This is a genomic window from Saccharopolyspora hattusasensis (assembly GCF_050972075.1).
In the GTDB taxonomy this organism is placed as follows: Bacteria; Actinomycetota; Actinomycetes; order Mycobacteriales; family Pseudonocardiaceae; genus Saccharopolyspora; species Saccharopolyspora hattusasensis.
The window spans coordinates 2565973-2587776 of the sequence record NZ_JBPCDC010000001.1; the positions used below are offsets into that span (position 1 = coordinate 2565973).

A 21804-nucleotide genomic window follows, 5' to 3' on the forward strand; every position below is an offset into this window, starting at 1 on the left:
TGAGTGTTTTTGGGTGCCGTAGCACCTTAAAGCGCTCACGAGACCATAGGGGTGACCGGTCGGCGCACCGGGAGGGGGAAGTGTGCGCCGACCGGTCGGGTGGTTCGATGCCGGGTCGGGGGCGTCAGCGGCATCGAACCTGGTCATCAGGATTCGCCAGGACTACCGCGCTGCTCGCCGACGAGAATTCCGTTGCATTCCAAGCAGGTCGGCGCGGTGCACCAGTCCATTTCGTTCGGCTTGGCCATCGCCACCTGCTTGCCGCACACTGTCGTGTCGGAAGACTGGCTTTCCCAGCGACGCCCGCGGAACGCGTGCCGGACGAACGCGCGCGCATCCGGATCCGGCGTCGGAAGCCAGTAATGGCGTTGCACCTGCTCGGTCACTTCTGGCCTCCGGAAGTCGCCATCATCCGCCGGATCTCGCGAGTGGTGCGCCGAGTTCGACAGCGGGTCAGCCAAGCCCGCACCGCCGCAAGCTCCCGCGCGACCAACACCCACGGCAAAACCGCCACCAACGCCATGAGTAGCAACAACACGGCCGACTGTGGCGTGAAATGTGAATCCAATTCCATGCTCCGATCTCCCAGTTGATCGTGATCTCAACTTAAACATGCGATCGCAGGTTATGGAATTGCCGAATCGGGTGATGTTCTTGTGGACGCGGGATGCGGAACACTTAACGGCAACAGACCCCGAACCGGAGGCGATCGATGACAACTCCCACCGTGCGACGGCTTCAACTCGGCAACGAACTGCGCCACCTACGCCTGAAGACAGGCCGTGAGCAGGCCGAAGCCGCCGAGGCTTTGGACTGCGGCATCGGCAAAATCAGTCGCCTGGAGCTCGGCCAGGGCGGAGTCAGCAAGGGCGATCTGAAGCTACTGCTGGAGTTCTACGACGTCGATCCGGGCGAGATGCAGTGGATGTTCGAGCTGGCACGAACCCGCAGCAGCCGGGGACGCTGGGGCAACTACCGCTCCGTGTTTCCCGATTGGTTCCGGATGTACGTCGACCTTGAGACCGACGCCAACGACATGCGGCAGGTTCAGGGCGAGATCATCCCGGGCATCCTTCAGACGGAGGGATACATCCGCGCTATGGACACCGCATCCGTACGCGGCGAAAGCGAGGACATCGACGCCAACGTCGCGGCGCGCCAGGAGCGACAAGCGATTCTCACTCGCGCCAAGCCCGTGACGGCGTCGTTCATCCTCTCCGAGTCGTGCTTGCGCCGGCAGGTCGGCACGGTCTGGGTCATGCGCGAACAGCTTGACCACTTGTCAGAGATGGCGCTGCAGCAGAACTTCAACCTCCAGGTCCTGCCGTTCGACGCAGAGACACCCGGTGGTGGTATCTCCTTCGACTTCACGATGCTGCGCATCCCATCCGACGGAATCGCAGCCGACCTGGAGTTCGTATACATCGAATGTCTAGACGACGCCCGCTACCTGGACGACAAGAGCGCCGTTTCGGCTTACACCAGGCTGTGGAACCAACTTCAGGCTGCCGCACTCTCCCCGAAGGAGTCGCTGGATCTCATACGATCGGTGCGCAAGCAGTACTCGGAGTGAACGCGAGGTCGCACCATGATCGAACTACGTATCCCGGCAGACGCGACGTGGTTCAAGAGCAGCTACAGCGCAACACAGAACGTTTGTGTCGAGGTGGCAATGGTTCCTGGCGTCGTTGGCGTGCGTGACACCAAGGACAGGGACGGCGGCATGCTCGTCTTCGGCAGCGCCGCCTGGTCAGGGTTCCTGACCCACATCAAGGCAGGACACCACGGCTGAGGCCCCAAGGGTCGTGAGTGCGTAATCGGGTTAGAGCCCGCTTTCGCACTCACGACCTCACAGCCCCAGCTCCAACGCCCCCTGAGTCCCGTTCCCAACCGGCCCCGGCAACGGCCGATCCCGGTCGATCTCCCGAACCGGCCCGGCCGCCACGGCCTTTGCCTTCCGCCCCCGCTTCGCCTTCGGCGCACTCTCCCGCTCAGCCCAAAACCGCTCCAACAAAGCGGAAGCAGGCTCATCAGCAGGATCCTGAGCCACTAACCGCCCACCAAAAGCCTCCCGCAACACAGCCTGTCGTAGGTGCTCGGCTCTACGCAAGCCTTGCTGAAGCAGCTGCTCTGTCTCGTCGAACATCGAGAGGTACTGCTCAGCAGCTTGCACCAGGGACTCTTGGACCTCCAGCGGAGGCACCGGTACTGGTAGTAGCTTCACCTTGGACAAGCTGATCGAAGCAAGGTTTACGCTCTGTTTTCCGTTGTCGAAGAACCAGCGCTTCCCAAGCCCGTTTGCGTGCCACGCGAGCAGCTTTGGATGCAGCACACTGTCCTTGATACGAGCCCGGAACACATGGTTCTGGTGAATGCAAGAATCAACCTGTCCTTCCCAGATCCAGCCCCTACCAAGCTTGTCGCGGTCGCCCCCCTCATTTAGCAGTACGTCTCCTGGAATGAGCCGAAGCTTCTCTAGCTTCTCTGACGCAACGCGAATAAGCGCAACGTCGTCAAGATCAAGCCGCCCGCGCTGCACGTTTGCGACACGAAGGTAGGGAACCTCTGGCATAGACGGGTCAGACTGCTTCTTGGAATCCTTCGTCACCCCGCCGACAACATCGGCGATCTCGCCAAGCCGCTGCCATTCCCAGGAGGCGGGGACATCCGGAAGGTCACCGTCAACAACACCTGCGTATTCTGGGATCGCGGCAACCTTGGACATATCTTGTTCAATCAAGGCACCGCTCGCAGCCGCTGCAAGAACACGATCCCGGAAAGAATCGATCCGATCAAGAAGACTACTAACGAGCCCAGTCCCCACATCCACGCGGGACAAGTGGTCTTCGAGTGCGGCAACGATGCGGCGCTGCTCCGCCAGCGGCGGCAAGGGAATTTCCGCCTTTTTCAGCTTGGACACGCTGAGGGTCATCAGCCCACTGGTAGAACCCGCCAACACACGAAGCTGACTGGCCACTTGCGGAGAATTCCAGACTAGTTCAAGGTAGCGTTCGTCGAGGAGTTCAGCGATGGGACGAAGCCTGATCAGATGGTTCTGGTGCACCGCGTTTGGGATTTCGCCACGCCATCTTGCCGCACGTCCGATGTGCCCCGGACTACCATTGCCCTCGACGACTAGAAGGTCCCCGTCGCGCAAGCAGTATTTCTCCAGCTCGCCGTCAAACAGCTCGACCTCATGAACTTCACCAAGGTCAAGCTGCCCACGAAGAACGTTCGCTACTCGCAGAAACGGATAGATATTGCTGACCGGGCGACGCTTCTGTTGTTTCTGGATGCCACCCTGGATCTCAGTCACATCGCCGATCGTTGTCCAGGCCCAGCCGGTGGGTAGGTCGGTCACGCGCTCAGCTCCTGGTTCAGGTCTTCGAGGATGGCTTTCGCCTGGTCACCGCCGAAGGCTTTGGCGAAACCAAGGCTTCCGCCTCGCTTGTTGAATGGTACGTGGTTGAGGTCCTTCGGTTCGAAGGTGACGTTGCTGGCGATGCTGGCCACCACCTGGTCCAGCCACCACCGCTGGTCCGCGTTGAACGTGCGCCCGGCCTGTTCCTGGCGCAGCAGCCAGGCCGCGAACCGCTCCTCCACGATGCTGCGATACGGCCGCACCTGCTCGTCCAGCCCCAGCTCGTGACGCAGAATACCGATGAAATCCGCGACACCAGCGGCAGAACCGTTGCGCGCGGCCGCCTTGCCCAGCCTGTCGTAAGCGTCCAGCAGCCGCTCTGCCGTCCAGCTCCGCGGCGGCTTCTCCAGCTGCTTGGCCAGTTCCTTCAGCTTTGCGAACACCTCGCGCGGACTGCGCCGCTCACGGAACGCGATCTCGAACGCCGCGATCTCGCCCGAGTGCGTGTTCAGGTAGTCACGGAACGAATCGACCGTCTGCTGCGCGCGTTCCTCCGCGGTGAGGCCCCGGCTGACCGTAATCTCGTCGACGCTCACCTCGTCGATCACCATGTCGTGCGCGCGCCGCGCCTGGAGGATCCGCTCGCGCAGCTCCGGGTTCTCCGTGAGCGGCCGGATCGCGTTCTCCTCCAGCTCCCGCACCGCCTTCTCCCCTGCCACCTCATCGCCGCCGGCGGCATTGATCGCCTGCTCCCGCACCTCCTCGCGCCGGTCCGGGTCGACCGCAGCCTGCAGCCCACGCGCGATGTCCTGCAGCGACTGGCCGCCCAGCTCCGCCAACTCCTGCTTCTCGTCCGCGTTCAGATCCCTGTTCAGCTTCGACAGCCGTGCGGCCAGCGTGGCCACCTCATCGGTGTCCAGACTCAGCGATCCGGTCTTCTGCAACAGCTTCTGCAGGCTGATCTGCCGCTCGGTGAACCGCTCCAAGCGCTGCGTCTCCGGCCTCGGCGCATCGGTGACCCCGACCGCATCGACGACCACGAAATGCGTCTTGGCTCGCGCGTCCGGAGTCACCCGCCGCAGCTCCGCCCGATCGACCGTCCGCGCGCCCCGCCCCTTCATCTGCTCGAACAACGACCACGTCCCTGGCTCCCGCAGGAAGAACACGCACTCCAACGACCGCACATCGGTCCCGGTCGAAATCATGTCCACGGTGACCGCGATCCGCGGAAACCGCGAATTGCGGAACTCCTGCAACCGGTCCTTCGGCTTGTGCGCCAAATAGGTGATCTTCTGGCAGAGCTTGTCGCCCTTCCCGAACACCTGCCGCACCGTCCGAACGATCTCCTCCGCATGCTCGTCGGAACGAGCGAAGATCAGCGTCTTGGGAACGACGGAACGTTCGCCGCAGACAGCAGGCGGGAAAATGTGCGTGAAAAGCTTGGCGCGGAACTCCTGGATGACCGTGCGCAGGCGATCCTTTGAGATGACCTTCTTGCCCTCCTGCTTGCCGGTGTAGACGTAGTCTTCGTCCAGGTCCTCCATCCGCTCGCGGCGAGTCTTGGCATCCCGCACCGGAACCACCGTCCCGGCCTTGATCGTCGCCCCCTGCTCGCCGATCTTGCTGCTGATCTTGTACACCTCGAACGGGACGTTGACCTCGTCGATCACGGACCGGTCAAAGGAGTAGTCGCTGACCAGGTTCTGCTCGAAGAACCCGAAGGTCTCCGGCACCGCGGTGGCGGTGAGCCCGACGAGATAAGCGTCGAAGTACTCCAGCACCGCGCGCCAGCGGCCATAGATCGACCGGTGGCACTCGTCGACCACAATCAGATCGAACGTTTCCGGCGGGATGCCGGGGTTGTAGCCGACCTCGGCTGGACCCTCCAACTTCTCGTCCAGCTTGCTGTCGTCCCCCGACGATCCCTCGGGCACCTGCTGACCGGTCAGCTTCAACCACATCCGCTGGATCGTCGAAACCACCACGCTGCTGGAATCCAGCACCGTAGACCCGCTCAGCCAGTCCACGTTGTACTGCTCGCGGAACTTGCGCCCGGTGTCGGGCGTGGTGAAGTTCTTGAACTCCGCCTCCGCCTGATCGCCCAACGTCGTCCGGTCAACCAGGAACAGAACCCGCTTGCCCTTGGCGTGTTCGAGGAAGCGATACGCGAAGCTGGCCGCCGTGTAAGTCTTGCCCGCGCCAGTGGCCATCTGGATCAACGCACGCGGATCGTTGCGCGCCCACGACCTCTCCAAGCCCTGGATGGCCTCGACCTGCGCATCACGCAGCCGGGATCCATCCAGGAAAACCTCGGGCAACCGTTGCAACGCCGACCGCAGCGTCGGATTCGCCGCATCCTCGTCAGCGCGCCGCATCCACGCCTGAATAGTGTCCGGCTGGTGCACCGCGAAAACACGCCTGCTGCGCGGCTTCGGGTCCAGCTGGTTGAGAAACCGGACAACATTCCCGTCCGTGACGTACTGGAACGGCAACACGCCCCGCCGCCACGCCCTGATCTGCTGATCCTTGGTCAGACCGGCGGCGTACTTCGCGGCCTGAGCCTGCGCCTTCGACAGATCCTCGCCCTCCCGCTTGGCCTCGATGACACCGACCAGTTTCCTGTCCACGTAAAGCAGATAGTCGGCGTAACCGGCGCTCGTGTGCAGTTCCCGGACCGCCACGCCCACCTTGGCGGTCACGTCCTGTTCGTTGCGGTCCTGCAACGCCCACCCAGCAGAACGCAGCGTCTCGTCCAGCCGCTCCCGCACCTGCGCCTCGGTCAACGGCGGCTGGCACGCGCGCCGCGACCGTCGCAGGAAGTCCTCGCGCTCCCGGGCGGAAACCCTCTTGAACGCAGCGGCTTCCCGCTCAGCCTCCAGCTGCTTGACCAACCCGTCGAGTTCGGCCTCGTGCTGCCGCCAGCGCTCCTCCTCGAGGCGGAACTGCGCCAGCTCCGCCTCAACCTGCCTGCGCGCCGAATTGGCGTCAAACAGCGAGTCCTGCGCGTGGCCCAACTCGACTTTCAGATCCACCAGAAGCCGCTGATACTCGCTGATCCTGGCGTCCAGCTCGGCCATCCTGGCCCGCTCCTGCGCGGACTCCGGCTTCGGGCGGTCAGCCGGAAACGGCGGCGGCGTGAACGTCAGCGGCGTGCGGTCTTCGGTCTCCGTCCGGTACCGCCAACCAGCCAACTCGAAGCACAACGAAACAGCTTTCAGCGCGCAGGCACGCTCGGCGTAGTACTCATGCACCGCCTGGTTGCCCAACTCCTTCAACCGGTTCAGCACATCGATCTTGGCTTTGTCCAACGCCCCGTGCTTGTTGAGCTCCGCGATCACATTTCCCAGCATGGCCTTCTTGGGAAGCTGGATCCCGGCCTCCCGGCACGCCCACTTGCTGATCAGCTCGGCGAACTGCCGCACCCGGAACATCGTCACCGACGGCTCGGTGAACAAGTGGTACTCGGCGCTGGCCCCCAAGAACCCCAGCAGCGGATCGATCTTGCTCAACCGTCCGAAGTTCTTCGACTTCGTGACCAACTCGGCGACTTCAACGCGGCGATCCGCCCTGGCCATCGCGTACCTTCCCCAGTCCAGTGAACGAGAACAGGACAACGTAGCAAATCGATCACCGAGCGTACAAGCATTTAGTGCATCGTCGCCACACACCCCATATCGGGCGAACCAAAGAAGAAGGGCCGACCTCCCGAGGAGGTCAGCCCTTCTTCGCTGTTGACAGTCTTCGCGTCAGTGGTCCAGCGCACCGCCGTCGCCCGCGCATGCGGCGATCAGGATCCGATCGGGTGGACGTTCGGCACGATCATCGGCCGCCGCCGGTACTTCTCCGCCACCCAGCGCCCCACCACCCGGCGCACCGCCTGGGCGATCCGGTGAGTGTCGGTGATGCCCTCCGCCTCGGTGCGGGCCAGCTCCATCTCCACCAGCGGCACCACGCCGTCCAGCGCCTTCGGGTCGTCGGAGAACCCGCGCCCGGAGATCGTCGGGGAGGACACCGCCCGGCCGGTCGACGCCTCGACGGCGACCGTGATCGCGATGAACCCGCCCTCGCCCAGCACCAGCCGGTCCGACAGCGTGGACTCGCCCACGTCGCCGACCGACAGGCCGTCCACGTAGACGTGCCCCACCTCGACCCGACCGGCGACCGAGGCGATCCCGTCCAGCAGATCCACCACGACCCCGTCCTCGGCGATCACCACGCGATCCGCCGGGACCCCGGTCAGCCGCGCCAGCTCGGCGTTCGCTCGCAGGTGCCGCCACTCGCCGTGCACCGGCATCACGTTGCTCGGCCGTACCGCGTTGTAGAGGTACAGCAGCTCACCGGCCGAGGCGTGACCGGACACGTGCACCTTCGCGTGGCCCTGGTGCACCACGTTGGCACCCAACCGGACCAGGCCGTTGACCACGCTGAAAACCGCGGTCTCGTTGCCGGGGATCAGCGAACTCGCCAGCACGACGGTGTCTCCGGCTCGGATCCGGATCTGCTTGTGCTCGCCGCGCGCCATCCGCGACAGCGCCGACAGCGGCTCGCCCTGCGAACCGGTCGAGACGAACGCGACCATGTGCTCCGGCATCGACAGCGCCTCGTCGAGGTCGACCAGCAACCCGTCGGGCACGCGCAGCATGCCCAAGTCGGTCGCGATGCCCATGTTGCGCACCATCGACCGGCCAACGAAGCACACCTTGCGGCCGTGCATCTCGGCCACGTCCAGCACCTGCTGCACGCGGTGCACGTGGCTGGCGAAGCAGGCCACGATCACCCGCTGGGTCGCCTTGCCGATCACCCGGTCCAGCACCGGGCCGATCTCGCGTTCGGGCGTGACGAACCCGGGCACCTCGGCGTTCGTGGAGTCGACCAGGAACAGGTCCACGCCCTCGTCGCCGAGCCGGGAGAACCCGGCGAGGTCGGTCAGCCGGTTGTCCAGCGGCAGCTGGTCGAGCTTGATGTCACCTGTGTGCAGCACGACCCCGGCCGGGGTCCGGATGGCGACCGCCAGCGCGTCCGGGATGGAGTGGTTGACCGCGAAGAACTCCAGCTCGAAGCCGCCGTGCTGGCTGCGCTGACCCTCGGAAACCTCGACCAGCACCGGGTTGAGCCGGTGCTCGCGGCACTTCGCGGCGAGCAGGGCGAGGGTGAACTTCGACCCCACCACCGGCAGGTCCGGCCGCAGCCGCAGCAGGAACGGCACCGCCCCGATGTGGTCCTCGTGCCCGTGCGTGAGCACCAGCGCGTCGATGTCGTCGAGCCGGTTCTCGATCGCGGCGAAGTCCGGCAGGATCAGGTCCACGCCGGGGGCGTCGTCCTCGGGGAACAGCACGCCGCAGTCGACGATCAGCAACCGGCCCTCGTGCTCGAACACAGTCATGTTCCGGCCGACCTCGCCGATGCCGCCGAGCGCCACGACGCGCAGCCCACCGTCGGCCAACGGTGGGGGTGGGGCCGACGATGTCGGCGTCACCGGGTGGTACTCGGTGGCTGTCGCCTTTGCGCTCAACGCTGGTTCACCTCTGTGCGGCGTCCGGATTGACCAGTACCAGGCCAGCATCCCACAGGTCGGTGGTGATCAACCGCACCTGCTCCTCGGTGGCGGCCGGCAGCGGCAGCCGCGGCTGGCCGGTCTCGTAGCCGCAGAGCCGCAGCGCCGTCTTGGAGAAGATGACGCCGCCTACGAAGTTCATCGACCGGTACACCGGCAGGAGTCCATTGTGGACGTCCTTGGCGCCCGCTACGTCGCCCGCCTCGTAGGCGTCCAGCATCTTGCGCAGCCGGTCCCCCACCACGTGGCCGATCACGCTGACGAACCCGACCGCGCCGACCGACAACCAGGGCAGGTTCAGCGGGTCCTCGCCCGAGTAGTACGCGAGGTCCGTGCTGGCCAGCACCTCGCTGCCGGCGAATAGGTCGTGCTTGGAGTCCTTGACCGCCTTGATCCGCGGGTGCTCGGCCAGCCGCTTCAGGGTGTCGACCTGGATCGGCACGACGGAGCGCGGCGGGATGTCGTAGAGCATCACCGGCAGCTCGGTGGCGTCGGCGACCGTCCAGAAGTGCTGGAACAGCCCCTCCTGCGGCGGACGCGAGTAGTACGGCGTCACGACCAGCAGGCCGTGCGCACCGGCCCGCTCCGCGGCCTGGGCCAGTTCGACCGAGTGCTCGGTGTTGTTGGTGCCCGCGCCGGCCACCACGGTCGCGCGGTCACCCACCGCCTCGACCACGGCGTGCAGCAGCTGCTCCTTCTCGTGGTCGCTGGTCGTGGGACTCTCACCGGTGGTGCCGTTGACGACCAACCCATCATTGCCGACGCTGTCGACCAAATACGTGGCGAGCTCCTGCGCCAGCTTCAGGTCAAGCTTTCCGTCTTCGTCGAACGGCGTGACCATGGCGGTCAGGACGCGGCCGAACGGGCGGCCCGGAATGGCGGTGGGACAGACGGTCATGGCCCTGACGCTACCTGGTGAGTTCCCCGTTCAGAGCCACCGGACGGACCTCGAACCAGATCCCGGAAACCCGGCGTCCGAAGCCCCCGGAACGCCGTGTTTCTTCCTGCCGTGCGAGCATCACGCGAGCGAGTTTCCGGCGCGCCCTTAAGAGATCCCTAGAACGAACGGCGCAAGTCCTCGACCGCGAGCACGTCGGCCTCGTTGCCCTCGACGGTGACCTTCGCCGCACGGCGGCTGAAGGCGTGCAGGATCAGCTCGCTGGGCTCGCCGCTGAACCGCACCGTGCGCGGACCGCGCTTGGCCGCGATCTCGGTGCCGTCCGGGCGTCGCAGCACCACGCCCACCGGGCTGCGCCCGTAGAACATCTTCGCCACCCGGGTCAGCGACTTCCAGAGCCCTTCCTCGCGCACCGGGTCGGACGGGCGCGGCTGCCAGCCCGGCTGCGCACGGCGGACGTCCTCGTGGTGCACGTAGTACTCGGCGGCGTTCACCGCCTCGTCCACTCCGCCGAAGCTGAGCGGGTTCCACCTCGGCGGGCCCTGCCGGATCTGGTCGACCAGCTCCGGCCAGGACAGCGCGCGCAGTTCGTTCTGGATCCGCTCGCTGCGATTGACGAGCGCTTTCACGAACTTGCCTGCCACCGCGTCCGGACGCCGCTCGCGCACCACGAGGTGCACCGCGAGGTCCTTGGTGGTCCACCCTTCGCACAGCGTCGGCGCGTCGGGGCCGAGCTGCTCGAACAGGTCGCACAACTGCTGGCGTTCATCGCTGGCCACACCCATGCGACCACTCTAGCCAGACTCTAGCCACCGCCGATCGGCGCGGTGACGCAACCGATCATTTCGTCGCGGACGCCTGCAGCTTGTCGCCGGACGCGCTGTAAAGGGCGCAGTAGATATGCTGCGAACCCACCTTGCGGTCGCCTTCAGCCTGCCGGTGCGCGTTCCAGGACTGCGCCGAGGGGACGAGCGTGATGTAGCGCAACGTGGTCTGCTTGCCCGGCGTGACGACCTTGTCCGACGCGAAGTACATCGAGCAGTAGCCCTCGCCGTATACGGTCAGCGCGGCCTCCCCGGGATAGGCCGTGTCGTAGCTGGAGGAGCTGAACGCCGCTCCCGACGCGTAGAACTCGAAGTCGTGCGGGTCGGAGCAGGACGTCGTGTTGTTGACCGGCTTGCCCGGGGTGATCTTCCCGATGCCGCAGTCCTTGCCGTCCGGGTCGAATTCGTCGACGTCGCCGCCCTTGCCGAACACCAGGGTCGAATCCATAGCGGCCGGCGTACCGCCACCGACCAGCGCGAACCGTCCGATCAGGACGCCGGCGACGAACAGCACGACAGCGACGACGGCCGCAACGATGAGCCACGGACGCTTGGACCGCTTCTGCTGCGACGCCCCCTGGGCGACCCGGGTGGGCGGCCCGACCGGGTGGGTGGTCGGCTCCGGCGCACCGTTGGCGGGCGCGCTGTCCAGCAGCGCCCGGACCTGCGGCCCGGTGAACCGCGCCCGCGGGTCGCCGATCAGCAGTCCGGTGATCACCGAACCGATCACGCCGTGCGGGCGCGACAGCTGAGGCATCTCGTTGAGCACCGCGTGCAGCGTGGCTGCTGTCGTCTGCCGTTCGAACGGCACCCAGCCCTCGACCGCGAAGAACAGCGTCGCGCCGAGCGACCACAGGTCGCTGGCCGGGGACGCGTCGGCGCCCTTGATGCGCTCCGGCGCCATGAACGACGGCGAGCCGACGATCGCGCCGCTGGTGGTCAGCCGCGGATCGTCCAGGGTTTGAGCGATCCCGAAGTCGGTCAGCTTGACCCGCCCGTCGGCCACCATGATGTTGCTGGGCTTGACGTCGCGGTGCACGATTCCCGCCGCGTGCGCGGCCTCCAACGCGGACAGCACCTTGCGCGCCAAGTCCGCGGCCTGCTCGGGGCGCAGCGGACCCCACCGGACGATGTAGTCGCTGAGCGTGACCGCCTGCACGAGCTCCATCACGATGTAGGTAGTGCCGGACTCGGCCAGCACGTCGTGCACCGTGACCACCGCGGGGTCGTTCAGCCGCCCCGCGGTGCGCGCCTCGCGGAGCACGCGCGCCTCGAAGACCTCCCGTTCGGCCAGCGGCACGCCGTCGGGCAGGTGCAGCTCCTTGATCGCCACCTCTCGGCCGATAACCTGGTCCCAGGCCCGCCACACGATCCCCATGCCACCGCGCCCGAGCTCTTGGACGACCTGGTAGCGACCACCGATCACCCGAGCCTGCTGCCGCGGTCCGACCTGCTCCACCACTGCGCCGTCCTCCACCGAAGTCCCCGCGCGCGACCACGCAGCGCACACGTCCCTACGTCGCCGATCATCCAATCAGACGATTCCGACCGGCCCTTGGACTGTGCTGCCGAACGATCGGTTCCCGGCAGCGGAAAAGCCGTGCGAGCCGGCCGCGTGGCGGTGCCACCCGCGGATCTGCCGCGGCCCCGGACAACAGAACGCGGGCTTCCGGAACCCTTGACCGGGTTCGGCGGAAGCCCGCGTGCGCGCAGCTTCAGCCCTCGGTGACGTACGGGCTGGAGGCGACTTCGGTGCCGTCCTTCAATGTGGCGATCTCGAAGTCGCTGAACACGTTCGGCACGGCCTTCTGCAGTTGGCGGAGGCACTCGATGGCGAGGGCGCGAATCTCGACGTCGGCCTGCTCGGACGCGCGCATCGCGACGAAGTGCCGCCACGCCCGGTAGTTGCCGGTCACCACGATCCGGGTCTCGGTGGCGTTGGGCAGCACCGCGCGGGCCGCCTGCCGCGCCTGCTTCCGGCGCAGCGTCGCCTTCGGCTCGTCGGCGAACTTCTCCTCCAGCGCGGCGAGCAGATCGGTGTAGGCGGCGACGCTGGCCTCGGCGGCCGCCACGAACTTCTCGTGCAGCTCCGGGTCCTGGGCGATGACGTCCGGCTCGACCATCGCGGCGTTGCGCTCCGGCACGTACCGCTGGGACAGCTGCGAGTAGGAGAAGTGCCGGTGCCGGATCAGCTCGTGGGTCAGCGAGCGGGACATCCCGGACAGGTAGAAGGACACGGAGCCGTGCTCCAGCACGGACAGGTGTCCGACCTCGAGGATGTGCCGCAGGTAGCCGGCGTTGGTGGCGGTGGCCGGGTTGGGCTTGCGCCACGACTGGTAGCACGCGCGACCGGCGAACTCGGCCAGCGCCTGCCCGCCGTCGGCGTCGGTCGACCAGTCCACGTCCTCCGGCGGGAAGAACTCGGTCTTGCCGATCAGCTGCACTTTCGGCCGCACGATCTCGGTCACGACGGGCGGGCCCCTTTCCTGCTCTGCACGGCGGTCGGCGACTGCCGCGAACGACTCCCCAATGTGTGCATCGAGCGTAACCGGCGGACCTGACAAGATCCCATGACGCCAGTTGACACCATCGGGTCATTGCATGACGCCATTCATGCCGTCATAGTGGTGTCATGGATCTGAGCCCTTACATCGAACAGCTTCGCGAGGACCTGACCTCCGCGGCCTCCGCTGGCAACGAGCAGACCCGGCAGACCGCGGCGGCGCTGTCCGGCGCGATCGAGCCGGCCGCGCGGCTGGCGATCATGAACGCACTGTCCGACCTGGCAGCGGAGGTGACTACCCAGCTGGACGGCCAGGTCGTCGACATCCGCCTCGACGGCCGCGACGTCAGGGTGGTGGTCAGCGGCGGCACCACGCCACCCACGGTGGACGACGAAGCGGAGCCACCGCCACCCCCGCCGAGCGGCGAGAGCGGCGATATAAGCCGCATCACGCTGCGCCTGCTGGAAGAGATAAAGACGCAGGCCGAACAGGCCGCATCGAGCCAGGGCGTGTCGCTGAACACCTGGGTCGCCCAGGCGGTCCAGGGCGCGCTGCACACCGGGCGTCCGCGCGGCCCGTGGGACCACCCCGGGCACGGGCGCGGCCGACCATGGGGACCGCCCGGCGGCGGCCCGCGCGGGCGGTGGCGCGGCGAACCCGGCTCACGAGTGCGCGGCTGGGTGGAAGGCTGAGAGGAGGTATCGCGATGGCGAACGACGAGACAACGGGCAACGGCCCAGCAGGGCCCGAGGACCGGCCGGGCGCCGAGGAGCGGTTGGCCGAACTGGTGCGCAGCCAGGACTTCGACACCGGCGGGCCGATCCGCATCGACATCGGCAACAGCCTGGGGCCTGTCGTGGTCGAGTTGGCCGAAACCGCGACCACCCACGTCGAGGTCCGGCATGATCCCGGCGCCAGTGGGCCGGACTGGCGCAGCGGCCTGACCGGGCTGCTGAGCTGGGTCACCGAGCAGTTCGGCGAGGCGGGAATCCGCACCGGCGGCGACGCCGAGCGCGGTCGCGGGCCGCAGGAGCCGGTCTCCGAGGCCGTGCGGCGGACGCGGATCGACCTCACCGGCAACCGGCTCGCCGTCCGAACTCCGGCCAACGCGCCGCTGCGCAGCATCCCGCTGGCGGTCAAGGTGCGCGCCCCGCTGGACTCCGAGGTGGGTGTGCATTCCAGCTCCGGCGAGGTGCACGTGACCGGCGCCGCCGGGCGGGTCAGTATCCAGGCCGGTTCCGGCACCGTGTGGGTCGAGCGGGCCACGGATCGGGCCACGGTCCGGACCGGTTCCGGCCAGCTACGACTCGGCACAATGGCCGGCGGCGTGCACGCGCGCAGCGGCAGCGGCGACGTCGAGATCAGCGCGATCGAGGCGGCGTCGTCCGTCGCCACCGGCAGCGGCGACGTTTGGCTGGGAACCGTGTCCGGCGACGTGATGGTGCGTTCGGGCAGCGGCGATCTGACGGTCGCGGACGCAACTGCCGGGCAGGTCGAGCTGATCACCGGTTCCGGCGAGCTGCAGGTGTCGATTCACCGCGGAACCGCGGCGGAGGTCGACCTCACCTCGTCCACCGGCACCGCGAGCAGCGACCTGGCGGTGTCCGAAGAACCTCCCGAGAAGGAGCCGAGGTTGCAGATCTTCGGCCGCACAGGAACGGGTGATGCCGTATTGACAACCGCTACATGAGGCCGGGCGTCTGCTCCGAAGTGGTGTCGCTGGATCGGCCGGGAGCCAGCCGACCCAGCGACACCGCGAGGCCGAGCATCGAGGCCGATCAGGCCCCGGTGGCGTACTTGTGTGGAGGCAACATCGCTTGCGTGTCGACGCCGCCGAACCACAGGCCGATCAGGAACGCGGTGGTGGCTTCCAGCAGTGCCGCACGTTCAAGCCGACCGCCCTCGGCAGGTTCGCAGCCGATGTCGGTTACCAACGACCGGACGGTTGCGACCGCGTCGGGGTCGTCCCCGCACAGCGGAACGATCAGCGGTCGGCCGTCGAAAGCCGGTGAGGCCAAACGCCAAACGGACTCGTGGCAGGTATTGAAGGCCTTGACGACGTGGGCCCCGACTGCCTGGGCTGCGAGCTGTTCGGGCATCGACGTGCCAGCGGGGAGATCAAGGACGAAGCGATCGGAAACGACCGCATTCGTGCAGTCGGTCAACACCTTGCGGCGCAAGGCCTCGTCCTCGGCTCCGGCGGTGGACAGGACGTCGGCGACCGCCGAGTGCAGCACGGCGACGAGGACGACATCGCCGAACTCGACGGCTTCCGCAAAGATTCCTCTCTGCGCCGACGACCCGAGCCGCTCCGCGAGCGCACGCGTCTTCGCCTGGTCGCGACCGCTCAGCTCACCAACACTTGGTGACCGGATCGCGTCCACTATGTACCGAACGCACCGCTCACGAGGCCGCCGCCCGCACGGTCACCGATCTGCCGCGCGCGTGGTCGCGGTCAGCGGCTGGCCGCGCGGAGGGGCTTGGCCAGGTCTCCCCTGCCGCCGATGACAACGTCGTCGAGGCCCAGCCACGACGCCATGTCGCGCAGCGCGGCGGACAGTTCCGGCACCACCTCGCCCGCATCGCGGCCGGGTTCGAGGAACGCGCCGGGTACCCGGAGCACGCCTGTGGCCCGGTCTGCCTTCAGGTCGACGCGGGCCACCAGTTCGCCGTTTAGGAGGAACGGGAAGACGTAGTAGCCGTACTGCCGTTTGGGTTCGGGCACGTAGATCTCGATGCGGTAGCGGAACTCGAAAAGCCGTTCGGCGCGGGAACGTTCCCAGATCAGCGGGTCGAACGGGCAGAGCAGCGCTCGGCCGGTGATCTTCCTGGGGATGCGGGCCGCCGCGTAGCGGTACGCGGGCTGCCGCCAGCCGTGCACCGCGACCGGCTCCAGCACGCCGTCCTCGACGAGCTCGGCCACGGCCTGCTGGGACTGCGCGGGCGAGAGCCGGTAGTAGTCCCGCAGATCCGGTTCGGTGGCGACGCCGAGCGCGTGCGCGGAACGCTCCACCAGTGCGCGGATAGCTTCGTCGTCCTCCGGCTCGTGCGCGAGCACGTGCGCGGGCAGCACGCGTTCGGGTAGGTCGTAGAGCCGTTCGAAGCCGCGCCGGGTGCCGGTGGTCAGCTCGCCCATCGCGAACAGCAGCTCACAGGCCCGTTTCGTATCGGTGCGGTTCCACCAGGGGCCGCGCCCCTGGCGTTCACCGCCGCCGAGTTCGCGTTCCAGGCTGCCCGCGCCGATCGGCCCGAGTTCCTTGACCGCGATCAGCACGTCGTCGACCAGCTGCGGCGAGCGTTCCAGCAGTTCGCGGCCCCGCTGCCGCCAGGCACCGCCGTAGTCCCGCATCCGCCACCGCAGCAGCGGCCAGTCCTCGATCGGGATGAGCGAGGCTTCGTGCGCCCAGTACTCGACCAGCAGCCGCGGTTGCCGCGCCCGGTGTGACCAGGCCGCCGCGTCGAGGAGCTCCGGTGCGTAGCCGCCGAGTCGGCTGAACAGCGGCATGTAGTGGGCTCGGACTGCCACGTTGACCGAGTCGAGCTGCAGCAGTTTGGTGCGGGCCAGAGCGCGCTGCAGGTATCGGCGTGTCACCTCGCCGCGCGGCGGTGGGTCGGCGAAGCCCTGGGCTGCGACGGCGAGTCGGCGTGCGGTGTCGCGGCTCATGGTCTGCATCCGGCAGATAGTGCCAGCAATCCCCGACAGCCGGATATCCACCGAGCAACGACGCCCCGGTAGTTGGAGCGAACGGCCCATTCGCTCGCCCTATCGAATCGAACAGCCCGTTCGCCCCACCCAGATCCGGCACGGAGGCGTGCCTCGGCAACTCCTGCGGAAGGCGGGCGGCTTCCTGAACGGGTCCCACCGGCCGGTTGGGCGATCGGCCGGACACGTTAGGTTGTCGCCATGGCCGATGCCGACGTGCGGGAAGCGGTGCCTTCCGATGCCGCGGAGATCGCTCGCATCCAGCTGACGACGTGGCGCACCGCCTTCAGCGAGTTGTTGCCGGCGGAGGTGCTGGACGGGCTCGAAGGCGCGGCGACCGAGCAGGAGTGGCACCAGACCCTGACTGGCGGGCCCGCCTCGGTGCTGGTCGCGACGGAGGGCCCGTGGATCGTGGGGTTCTGCGCGGCCGGTCCCGCCCCGGAAGCCGAGGCGGCTGCGGCCAACGGCACTCCGCCGCCCGATGCGGCCACGGTCGCGCTGGTCAGCGCGCTACTGGTGGAACCGCGCTGGGGGCGACGCGGTCACGCCGGGCGGCTGCTCGGCGCGATGGCGAAGCGGCTCGCCGAGGGCGGTGCCACGCGGGGCATCACGTGGGTGCCGGAGGCCGACACCGCGTCAATGGCGTTCTTCCGCAGCGCGGGCTGGGCACCGGACGGTACGGTACGCACGTTGGACGCCGGGGGACGGCCGTTGCGGGAGTTGCGGTTGTCGGGCCCGATTGAAATGCAGTTCGAGGATCGATGAACTCGGGCGGCGCTCGCTCGTTCCCGGCGAACGCTGGTTGTTAGTCTCTCCGCCAACTGGGGTTCAAGCGCGCTGGGAGCGATCGTGCTGGCCATGATCGGTTTGCTGTCCACCACCTTCGGAGTGTCGGTGGCGTCGGCGCTGCTCCCGTTGATCAGCGTCGAACTGTTCGCGATCGGGCTGGTGCTCAACGGCACGGATCTCCCGTGGTGGCTGTTGGCGCTGGTCATCGCCGCTGGCCAGATCGCCGGAAAGTTGCTGCACTTCTACGCGGCGCGCGGCGCGATCCGGCTGCCCAGGCTGTTCCGGTGCAAGGACGGCGAGCGCGAGCAGAAGGGCCGCTGGCGCGAGTGGTTGGAGAAGTTCCGGTCGAACTGCCAGCAGCGGCCGGTGTGGACTGGCGCGGTGTTGCTGATCAGCGCGGCCGTGAGCCTGCCGCCGTTCGCCGCGATCGCGGTGATCGCGGGTTGGGCGAAGGTCCCGCTGACCATGTTCGTGGTAACGGGCTTCATCGGGCGTTTCGTCCGGTTCGGCGCGCTCGCGATCGCTCCGGGCGTCGTCATCGGTTGGCTTTGACTTCTCTCCTCCCTGAAGGAAGGAGATTCAGTCCTCGCGGACTGAGTTTCCTGCTTCAACGACCGCAGCGTCCCCACCGTGGCGGTTCGGTCTCACACGATCTCACTCAGGCGTTCGGACCGGGGTGGTCCGGGTTCCCACTCGACCAGCGGTACCCACGTACTTGCTCGGGTGCTCCCACTTGCGTGGGGGTGGTAGGTCTCACCTACCGAAATCAAGACTATCAGCGGTCGCTACGCGACCGACACGCGAGATCTGCTCCTCCCCACCCTGAAGGACGGGGCATCCGCAGATTGGAGATCAGGTAAAGCCCGACTCTGCCACCTGGAGTCGGGGCCTCGAAAGTTGAGCGCGTAGCCCTGGTCGCGGTTGGCGATATCGAGGGCTTCCGCAGCGCGCGCCCAGTCGGACACGAGGAGCAGCGCGCCTTCCGGATCGTCGCGCACCGCAAGACCACGTTGCTGCGCCTGGGAGATCATCACATCGGTGGCACCACGAAATCGCTGCTGCCGCTGGGCAGCGGAAAAGGGCAGCACGCGTCCGCGTTCACCCGAAAAGCGGTAGAGGAGTTAACACGGCCTCTCTACTTTTCCGCCGTTGCGCGCATTTCGTTCCGCAACGCAGTCTGCCCCGAAGAAAGAATGCCACAACGAGCACGTGAGGTTTGAGCGCTTTGTCCAGTTCAACTCGGGGCGCGCAAACGGGATCTTTACGCCCCGCGAGGCCTTCAGAGGAGGGAAACCCGCGTCACTCGGCGGATTCCGCGCGTTCGAGTTCGATCGCGCGGCGCATCGCCTTGCGGCCGCGGTTGCGGTCACCGGCCAGGTCGTAGGCCTGCGCCAGTGCGAACCAGCGGCGCCAATCCTGCGGCGCTGCTTCGAGTTCAGCCTGCTTCTCGTCGAAGTAAGCGTCGGCCGCCTCCCGCTCCACGCGGCCGGAGGGGCGGCGCGGCAGGTGCGAGACGTCCGGCAAGGCGTCCTCATCGTAGAGCCGCTGCGCAAGCCGCTCGGTACTCACCCCGAACCGCAACTGGTCGACGACCAGCACGGCGCCGAGCACCGGCAGCACGAAAACCGCCACCCCGAGGGCGATGAACACCGGCTGCCCGCTGGTGATCATGGTGACCGCGCGGCCGCCCATCAGCACCAGGTACACCAGCAGCACGGTCGCGACCACGAACGCGGACGTCCGCGGGTTCATCAGCTTGCGCCGCTCGGCCACTCAGATCCCCAGCAGCGCGTCGAGGCCGACGGTCAGGCCCGGCCGGGCGCCCACCTCGCGGATGGAGAGCAGCACCCCGGGCATGAACGAGCGGCGGTCGTAGGAGTCGTGCCTGATGGTCAGGGTCTCCCCCTCGGTGCCGAACAGCACCTCCTGGTGCGCGACGAGACCGGTCATCCGCACCGAGTGCACCCGGACGCCGTCGACGTCCGCGCCGCGGGCGCCGTCGAGCTCCTTGGTCGTCGCATCCGGCGCCACACCCAGGCCCGCCTCGGCGCGCGCCTGCGCGATCACCTCGGCGGTGCGCGCGGCGGTGCCCGACGGGGCGTCGGCCTTCTTCGGGTGGTGCAGTTCGACGATCTCCACGGACTCGAAGAACTTCGCGGCCAGCTCGGCGAACCGAATCGACAGGACCGCGCCGATCGCGAAGTTCGGCGCGACCAGCACGCCGACCTCAGGCCGGTCGGCCAGCCAGGAGCGAACGGTGTCCAGTTCCGGGGCACCGAGCCCGCTGGTGCCGACGACCACGTGGATACCGTGCTCGACGCAGAACCGGATGTTGTCGAGGACCGCGTCTGGGTGGGTGAGATCGACGGCGACCTGTGCGCCGCCCTTGACCAGCCCGGTCAGGCTGTCCTCGCGGTTGATCGCGGCAACCAGTTCGGTGTCGGGGGCCTCTCCGACGGCGCGAACCGCCTCGGATCCCATCCGCCCGCGGGCCCCCAGCACGCCGACCTTGATCGGGCTGTTCACGTGACGACTCCCTTCCCACCTCGACGTCGAAGCCACCTCGGAGTCTATGCAGCTCAGCTGCACAATCCGCGTCCGGGTACCGCACGCCGATGATCTGGAGCGAACGGACCAGTCGCGCCGCTAGACGAGGCAAACGGTCCGTTCGCTCCACGTCACACCCCGTCGGGCAGATCCGCCGGCGAGTCGTACGGCCCGACGATGGTGGTGGTGAGCGGGCGCCGCAGGAGCTCGGCAGCCAACTCCGCCACCTCCGCCGCGGTGACCGCCTCGATGCGCTCCAAAGTTTGCTCGACCGTGAAGTGCCTGCCGTAGTTGAGCTCGGTCTTGCCGATCCGGCTCATCCGCGAGGCGCTGTCCTCCAGACCGAGCACCAGGCCGCCGCGCAGCTGCCCGCGGCCGCGCTCCACCTCGTCCTCGGTCAACCCGTCGGCCGCGACACCGGCCAGCACGCCGCGGATAACCGTCGCGACCTCGCCGAGCCTGTCCGGGGTGCAGCCCGCGTATACCGAGAACGTCCCGGCATCGGAGTACGCGGTGGTGGTCGAGTACACCGAGTAGGCCAGGCCCCGTCGCTCGCGGACCTCCTGGAACAGCCGCGAGCTCATGCCGCCGCCCAGCGCCGCGTTGAGCACCCCTAGCGCGAACCGGCGCTCGTCGTGGCGGTTGAAGCCGCGGCAGCCCATCAGCAGATGCGCCTGCTCGGTGTCGTCCGTCTGCAGCGCCAGCGGCTGCTGCTTCGGCAACCGGGCCCGGCCCATGCGCGGCGGAGCGGGCCGCACCTCGCCGTCCAGCCGGTCACCGAGCGCCTTGCGGAGCAGCCGCAGCACGCGGCCGTGGTCGACGTTCCCGGCCGCGGCGACGACCATCTTCGGCATCTCGTAGCTGCGCCGGTAGAAGCCGTGCACCCGGGCCCGGGTCATGTTGGCGATTGAGTCCTCGGTGCCCAGCACCGAGCGGCCGAGCGGGTGGTCGCCCAGCACGGCCGAGGTGAACAGCTCGTGCAGCAGGTCCTCGGGGTCGTCGTCGCGCATCGCGATCTCCTCTAGGACCACGCTGCGCTCGACGTCCACATCGGACTTCGCGTTCAGCGCGTCGAAGACCACGTCGCAGAGCATGTCGATGGCCAGCGGCAGGTCCCGGTCCAGCACGTGTGCGTAGTAGCAGGTGTGCTCCTTGGACGTGAACGCGTTCAGCTCGCCGCCGACCGCGTCGATCTCCTGGGCGATGTCCACCGCGGTGCGCTTGGCGGTGCCCTTGAACAGGAGGTGCTCCAGGTAGTGCGCGGCGCCTGCCTGCGGCCGCCCCTCGTCGCGCGAGCCCACCGCGACCCAGATCCCGACGGAGGCCGAACGCACGCCCGGCACGGGTTCGGTGACGACCCGCAGCCCGCCAGGCAGCACCGTGCGGCGCACCGCGACGTCGCCGTTTCGACCGAGGACTCGAGTGGTTCCGGGGCGCTGAAGGTGCCCGGCGCGTGTCTGCTTTTGCTTCATGTCCCTTTAAAAGTGTGCGGTCGTTTTGCGTAGCGGTGCGGGTAGCGGCGCCCCTGCGGGAGTTACCGTCGCCCCTCGGTCCGGGATCCCCGACTCATGTATGACCAATACGCCACGCTGGGGCAGGTCCTCCCAGAGGAACCCTTCGGGGC

At 67.6% G+C, this 21804-nt stretch carries 19 protein-coding genes; 6 read left to right on the top strand and 13 right to left on the bottom strand.

Annotation, left to right across the window (positions count from 1 at the left end):
* Window positions 1–146: 146 nt before the first annotated feature.
* The gene (locus tag ACRXBZ_RS11315; protein WP_433879081.1) at window positions 147–461 is read right to left on the bottom strand and encodes a hypothetical protein; all 315 of its coding nucleotides are present in this window, start codon (window positions 459–461) and stop codon (window positions 147–149) included.
* A 251-nt stretch (window positions 462–712) separates the two neighbouring features.
* Between ACRXBZ_RS11315 and ACRXBZ_RS11320 the strand changes: the two genes are divergently transcribed.
* Together ACRXBZ_RS11320 and ACRXBZ_RS11325 are read left to right on the top strand one after the other, a co-directional pair.
* A complete protein-coding gene (locus tag ACRXBZ_RS11320; RefSeq protein ID WP_433879082.1) occupies window positions 713–1573 on the top strand; it encodes a helix-turn-helix domain-containing protein in 861 nt (286 codons plus the stop codon).
* 15 nt (window positions 1574–1588) lie between these two features.
* A complete protein-coding gene (locus ACRXBZ_RS11325) occupies window positions 1589–1792 on the top strand; it encodes a DUF397 domain-containing protein (protein WP_433879083.1) in 204 nt (67 codons plus the stop codon).
* Between the two features lie 57 nt (window positions 1793–1849).
* Here ACRXBZ_RS11325 and ACRXBZ_RS11330 read toward each other — a convergent pair whose 3' ends face one another.
* The 7 genes from ACRXBZ_RS11330 to thyX all read right to left on the bottom strand — a co-directional run bounded on the left by ACRXBZ_RS11330 (window position 1850) and on the right by thyX (window position 13105).
* Complete coding sequence (locus tag ACRXBZ_RS11330; RefSeq protein WP_433879084.1) at window positions 1850–3361, bottom strand: restriction endonuclease subunit S; 1512 nt, start codon at window positions 3359–3361, stop codon at window positions 1850–1852.
* Window positions 3358–6936 carry a type I restriction endonuclease subunit R gene (locus ACRXBZ_RS11335; RefSeq protein ID WP_433879085.1) on the bottom strand — a complete coding sequence of 1193 codons (3579 nt, stop codon included), beginning with the start codon at window positions 6934–6936 and terminating at the stop codon, window positions 3358–3360. Before ACRXBZ_RS11335 ends, ACRXBZ_RS11330 begins: the two co-directional genes overlap by 4 nt.
* 212 nt (window positions 6937–7148) lie before the next feature.
* Window positions 7149–8873: a ribonuclease J gene (locus ACRXBZ_RS11340; RefSeq protein WP_433879086.1), complete on the bottom strand. Its 1725-nt coding sequence runs from the start codon at window positions 8871–8873 to the stop codon at window positions 7149–7151.
* A gap of 7 nt (window positions 8874–8880) precedes the next feature.
* Window positions 8881–9813 (bottom strand): 4-hydroxy-tetrahydrodipicolinate synthase, encoded by a 933-nt coding sequence (dapA, locus tag ACRXBZ_RS11345; protein ID WP_433879087.1) that lies wholly within the window; start codon window positions 9811–9813, stop codon window positions 8881–8883.
* Between the two features lie 158 nt (window positions 9814–9971).
* Window positions 9972–10598: a TIGR03085 family metal-binding protein gene (locus tag ACRXBZ_RS11350; RefSeq protein WP_433879088.1), complete on the bottom strand. Its 627-nt coding sequence runs from the start codon at window positions 10596–10598 to the stop codon at window positions 9972–9974.
* 55 nt (window positions 10599–10653) lie between these two features.
* Window positions 10654–12099, bottom strand: coding sequence for a serine/threonine-protein kinase (locus ACRXBZ_RS11355; protein ID WP_433879089.1), 1446 nt, complete (start codon window positions 12097–12099; stop codon window positions 10654–10656).
* Between the two features lie 253 nt (window positions 12100–12352).
* Window positions 12353–13105 carry an FAD-dependent thymidylate synthase gene (gene thyX, locus ACRXBZ_RS11360; protein WP_433879090.1) on the bottom strand — a complete coding sequence of 251 codons (753 nt, stop codon included), beginning with the start codon at window positions 13103–13105 and terminating at the stop codon, window positions 12353–12355.
* Window positions 13106–13269: 164 nt separating this feature from the next.
* On the opposite strand from thyX, the gene ACRXBZ_RS11365 reads away from it, so the two are divergent.
* Complete coding sequence (locus ACRXBZ_RS11365) at window positions 13270–13833, top strand: toxin-antitoxin system HicB family antitoxin (RefSeq protein ID WP_433879091.1); 564 nt, start codon at window positions 13270–13272, stop codon at window positions 13831–13833.
* Between the two features lie 14 nt (window positions 13834–13847).
* The gene (locus ACRXBZ_RS11370; RefSeq protein WP_433879092.1) at window positions 13848–14831 is read left to right on the top strand and encodes a DUF4097 family beta strand repeat-containing protein; all 984 of its coding nucleotides are present in this window, start codon (window positions 13848–13850) and stop codon (window positions 14829–14831) included.
* Window positions 14832–14919: 88 nt separating this feature from the next.
* Here the strand turns inward: ACRXBZ_RS11370 and ACRXBZ_RS11375 are convergent, their stop codons facing one another.
* Window positions 14920–15525 carry an NADPH-dependent F420 reductase gene (locus ACRXBZ_RS11375; protein WP_433879093.1) on the bottom strand — a complete coding sequence of 202 codons (606 nt, stop codon included), beginning with the start codon at window positions 15523–15525 and terminating at the stop codon, window positions 14920–14922.
* 71 nt (window positions 15526–15596) lie between these two features.
* Window positions 15597–16814, bottom strand: a complete 1218-nt coding sequence (locus tag ACRXBZ_RS11380; protein ID WP_433883851.1) for a winged helix-turn-helix domain-containing protein — start codon at window positions 16812–16814, stop codon at window positions 15597–15599.
* Between the two features lie 231 nt (window positions 16815–17045).
* On the opposite strand from ACRXBZ_RS11380, the gene ACRXBZ_RS11385 reads away from it, so the two are divergent.
* Window positions 17046–17609, top strand: coding sequence for a GNAT family N-acetyltransferase (locus tag ACRXBZ_RS11385; RefSeq protein ID WP_433879094.1), 564 nt, complete (start codon window positions 17046–17048; stop codon window positions 17607–17609).
* 93 nt (window positions 17610–17702) lie between these two features.
* Window positions 17703–18185 (top strand): YqaA family protein, encoded by a 483-nt coding sequence (locus ACRXBZ_RS11390; RefSeq protein ID WP_433883852.1) that lies wholly within the window; start codon window positions 17703–17705, stop codon window positions 18183–18185.
* Between the two features lie 747 nt (window positions 18186–18932).
* Here the strand turns inward: ACRXBZ_RS11390 and ACRXBZ_RS11395 are convergent.
* The 3 genes from ACRXBZ_RS11395 to ACRXBZ_RS11405 form a co-directional block, all read right to left on the bottom strand.
* Window positions 18933–19385, bottom strand: a complete 453-nt coding sequence (locus tag ACRXBZ_RS11395; RefSeq protein WP_190824477.1) for a hypothetical protein — start codon at window positions 19383–19385, stop codon at window positions 18933–18935.
* A 21-nt stretch (window positions 19386–19406) separates the two neighbouring features.
* Complete coding sequence (gene dapB / locus ACRXBZ_RS11400; RefSeq protein WP_433879095.1) at window positions 19407–20159, bottom strand: 4-hydroxy-tetrahydrodipicolinate reductase; 753 nt, start codon at window positions 20157–20159, stop codon at window positions 19407–19409.
* Window positions 20160–20311: 152 nt separating this feature from the next.
* Window positions 20312–21652 carry a M16 family metallopeptidase gene (locus ACRXBZ_RS11405; protein WP_433879096.1) on the bottom strand — a complete coding sequence of 447 codons (1341 nt, stop codon included), beginning with the start codon at window positions 21650–21652 and terminating at the stop codon, window positions 20312–20314.
* Window positions 21653–21804: the final 152 nt, after the last annotated feature.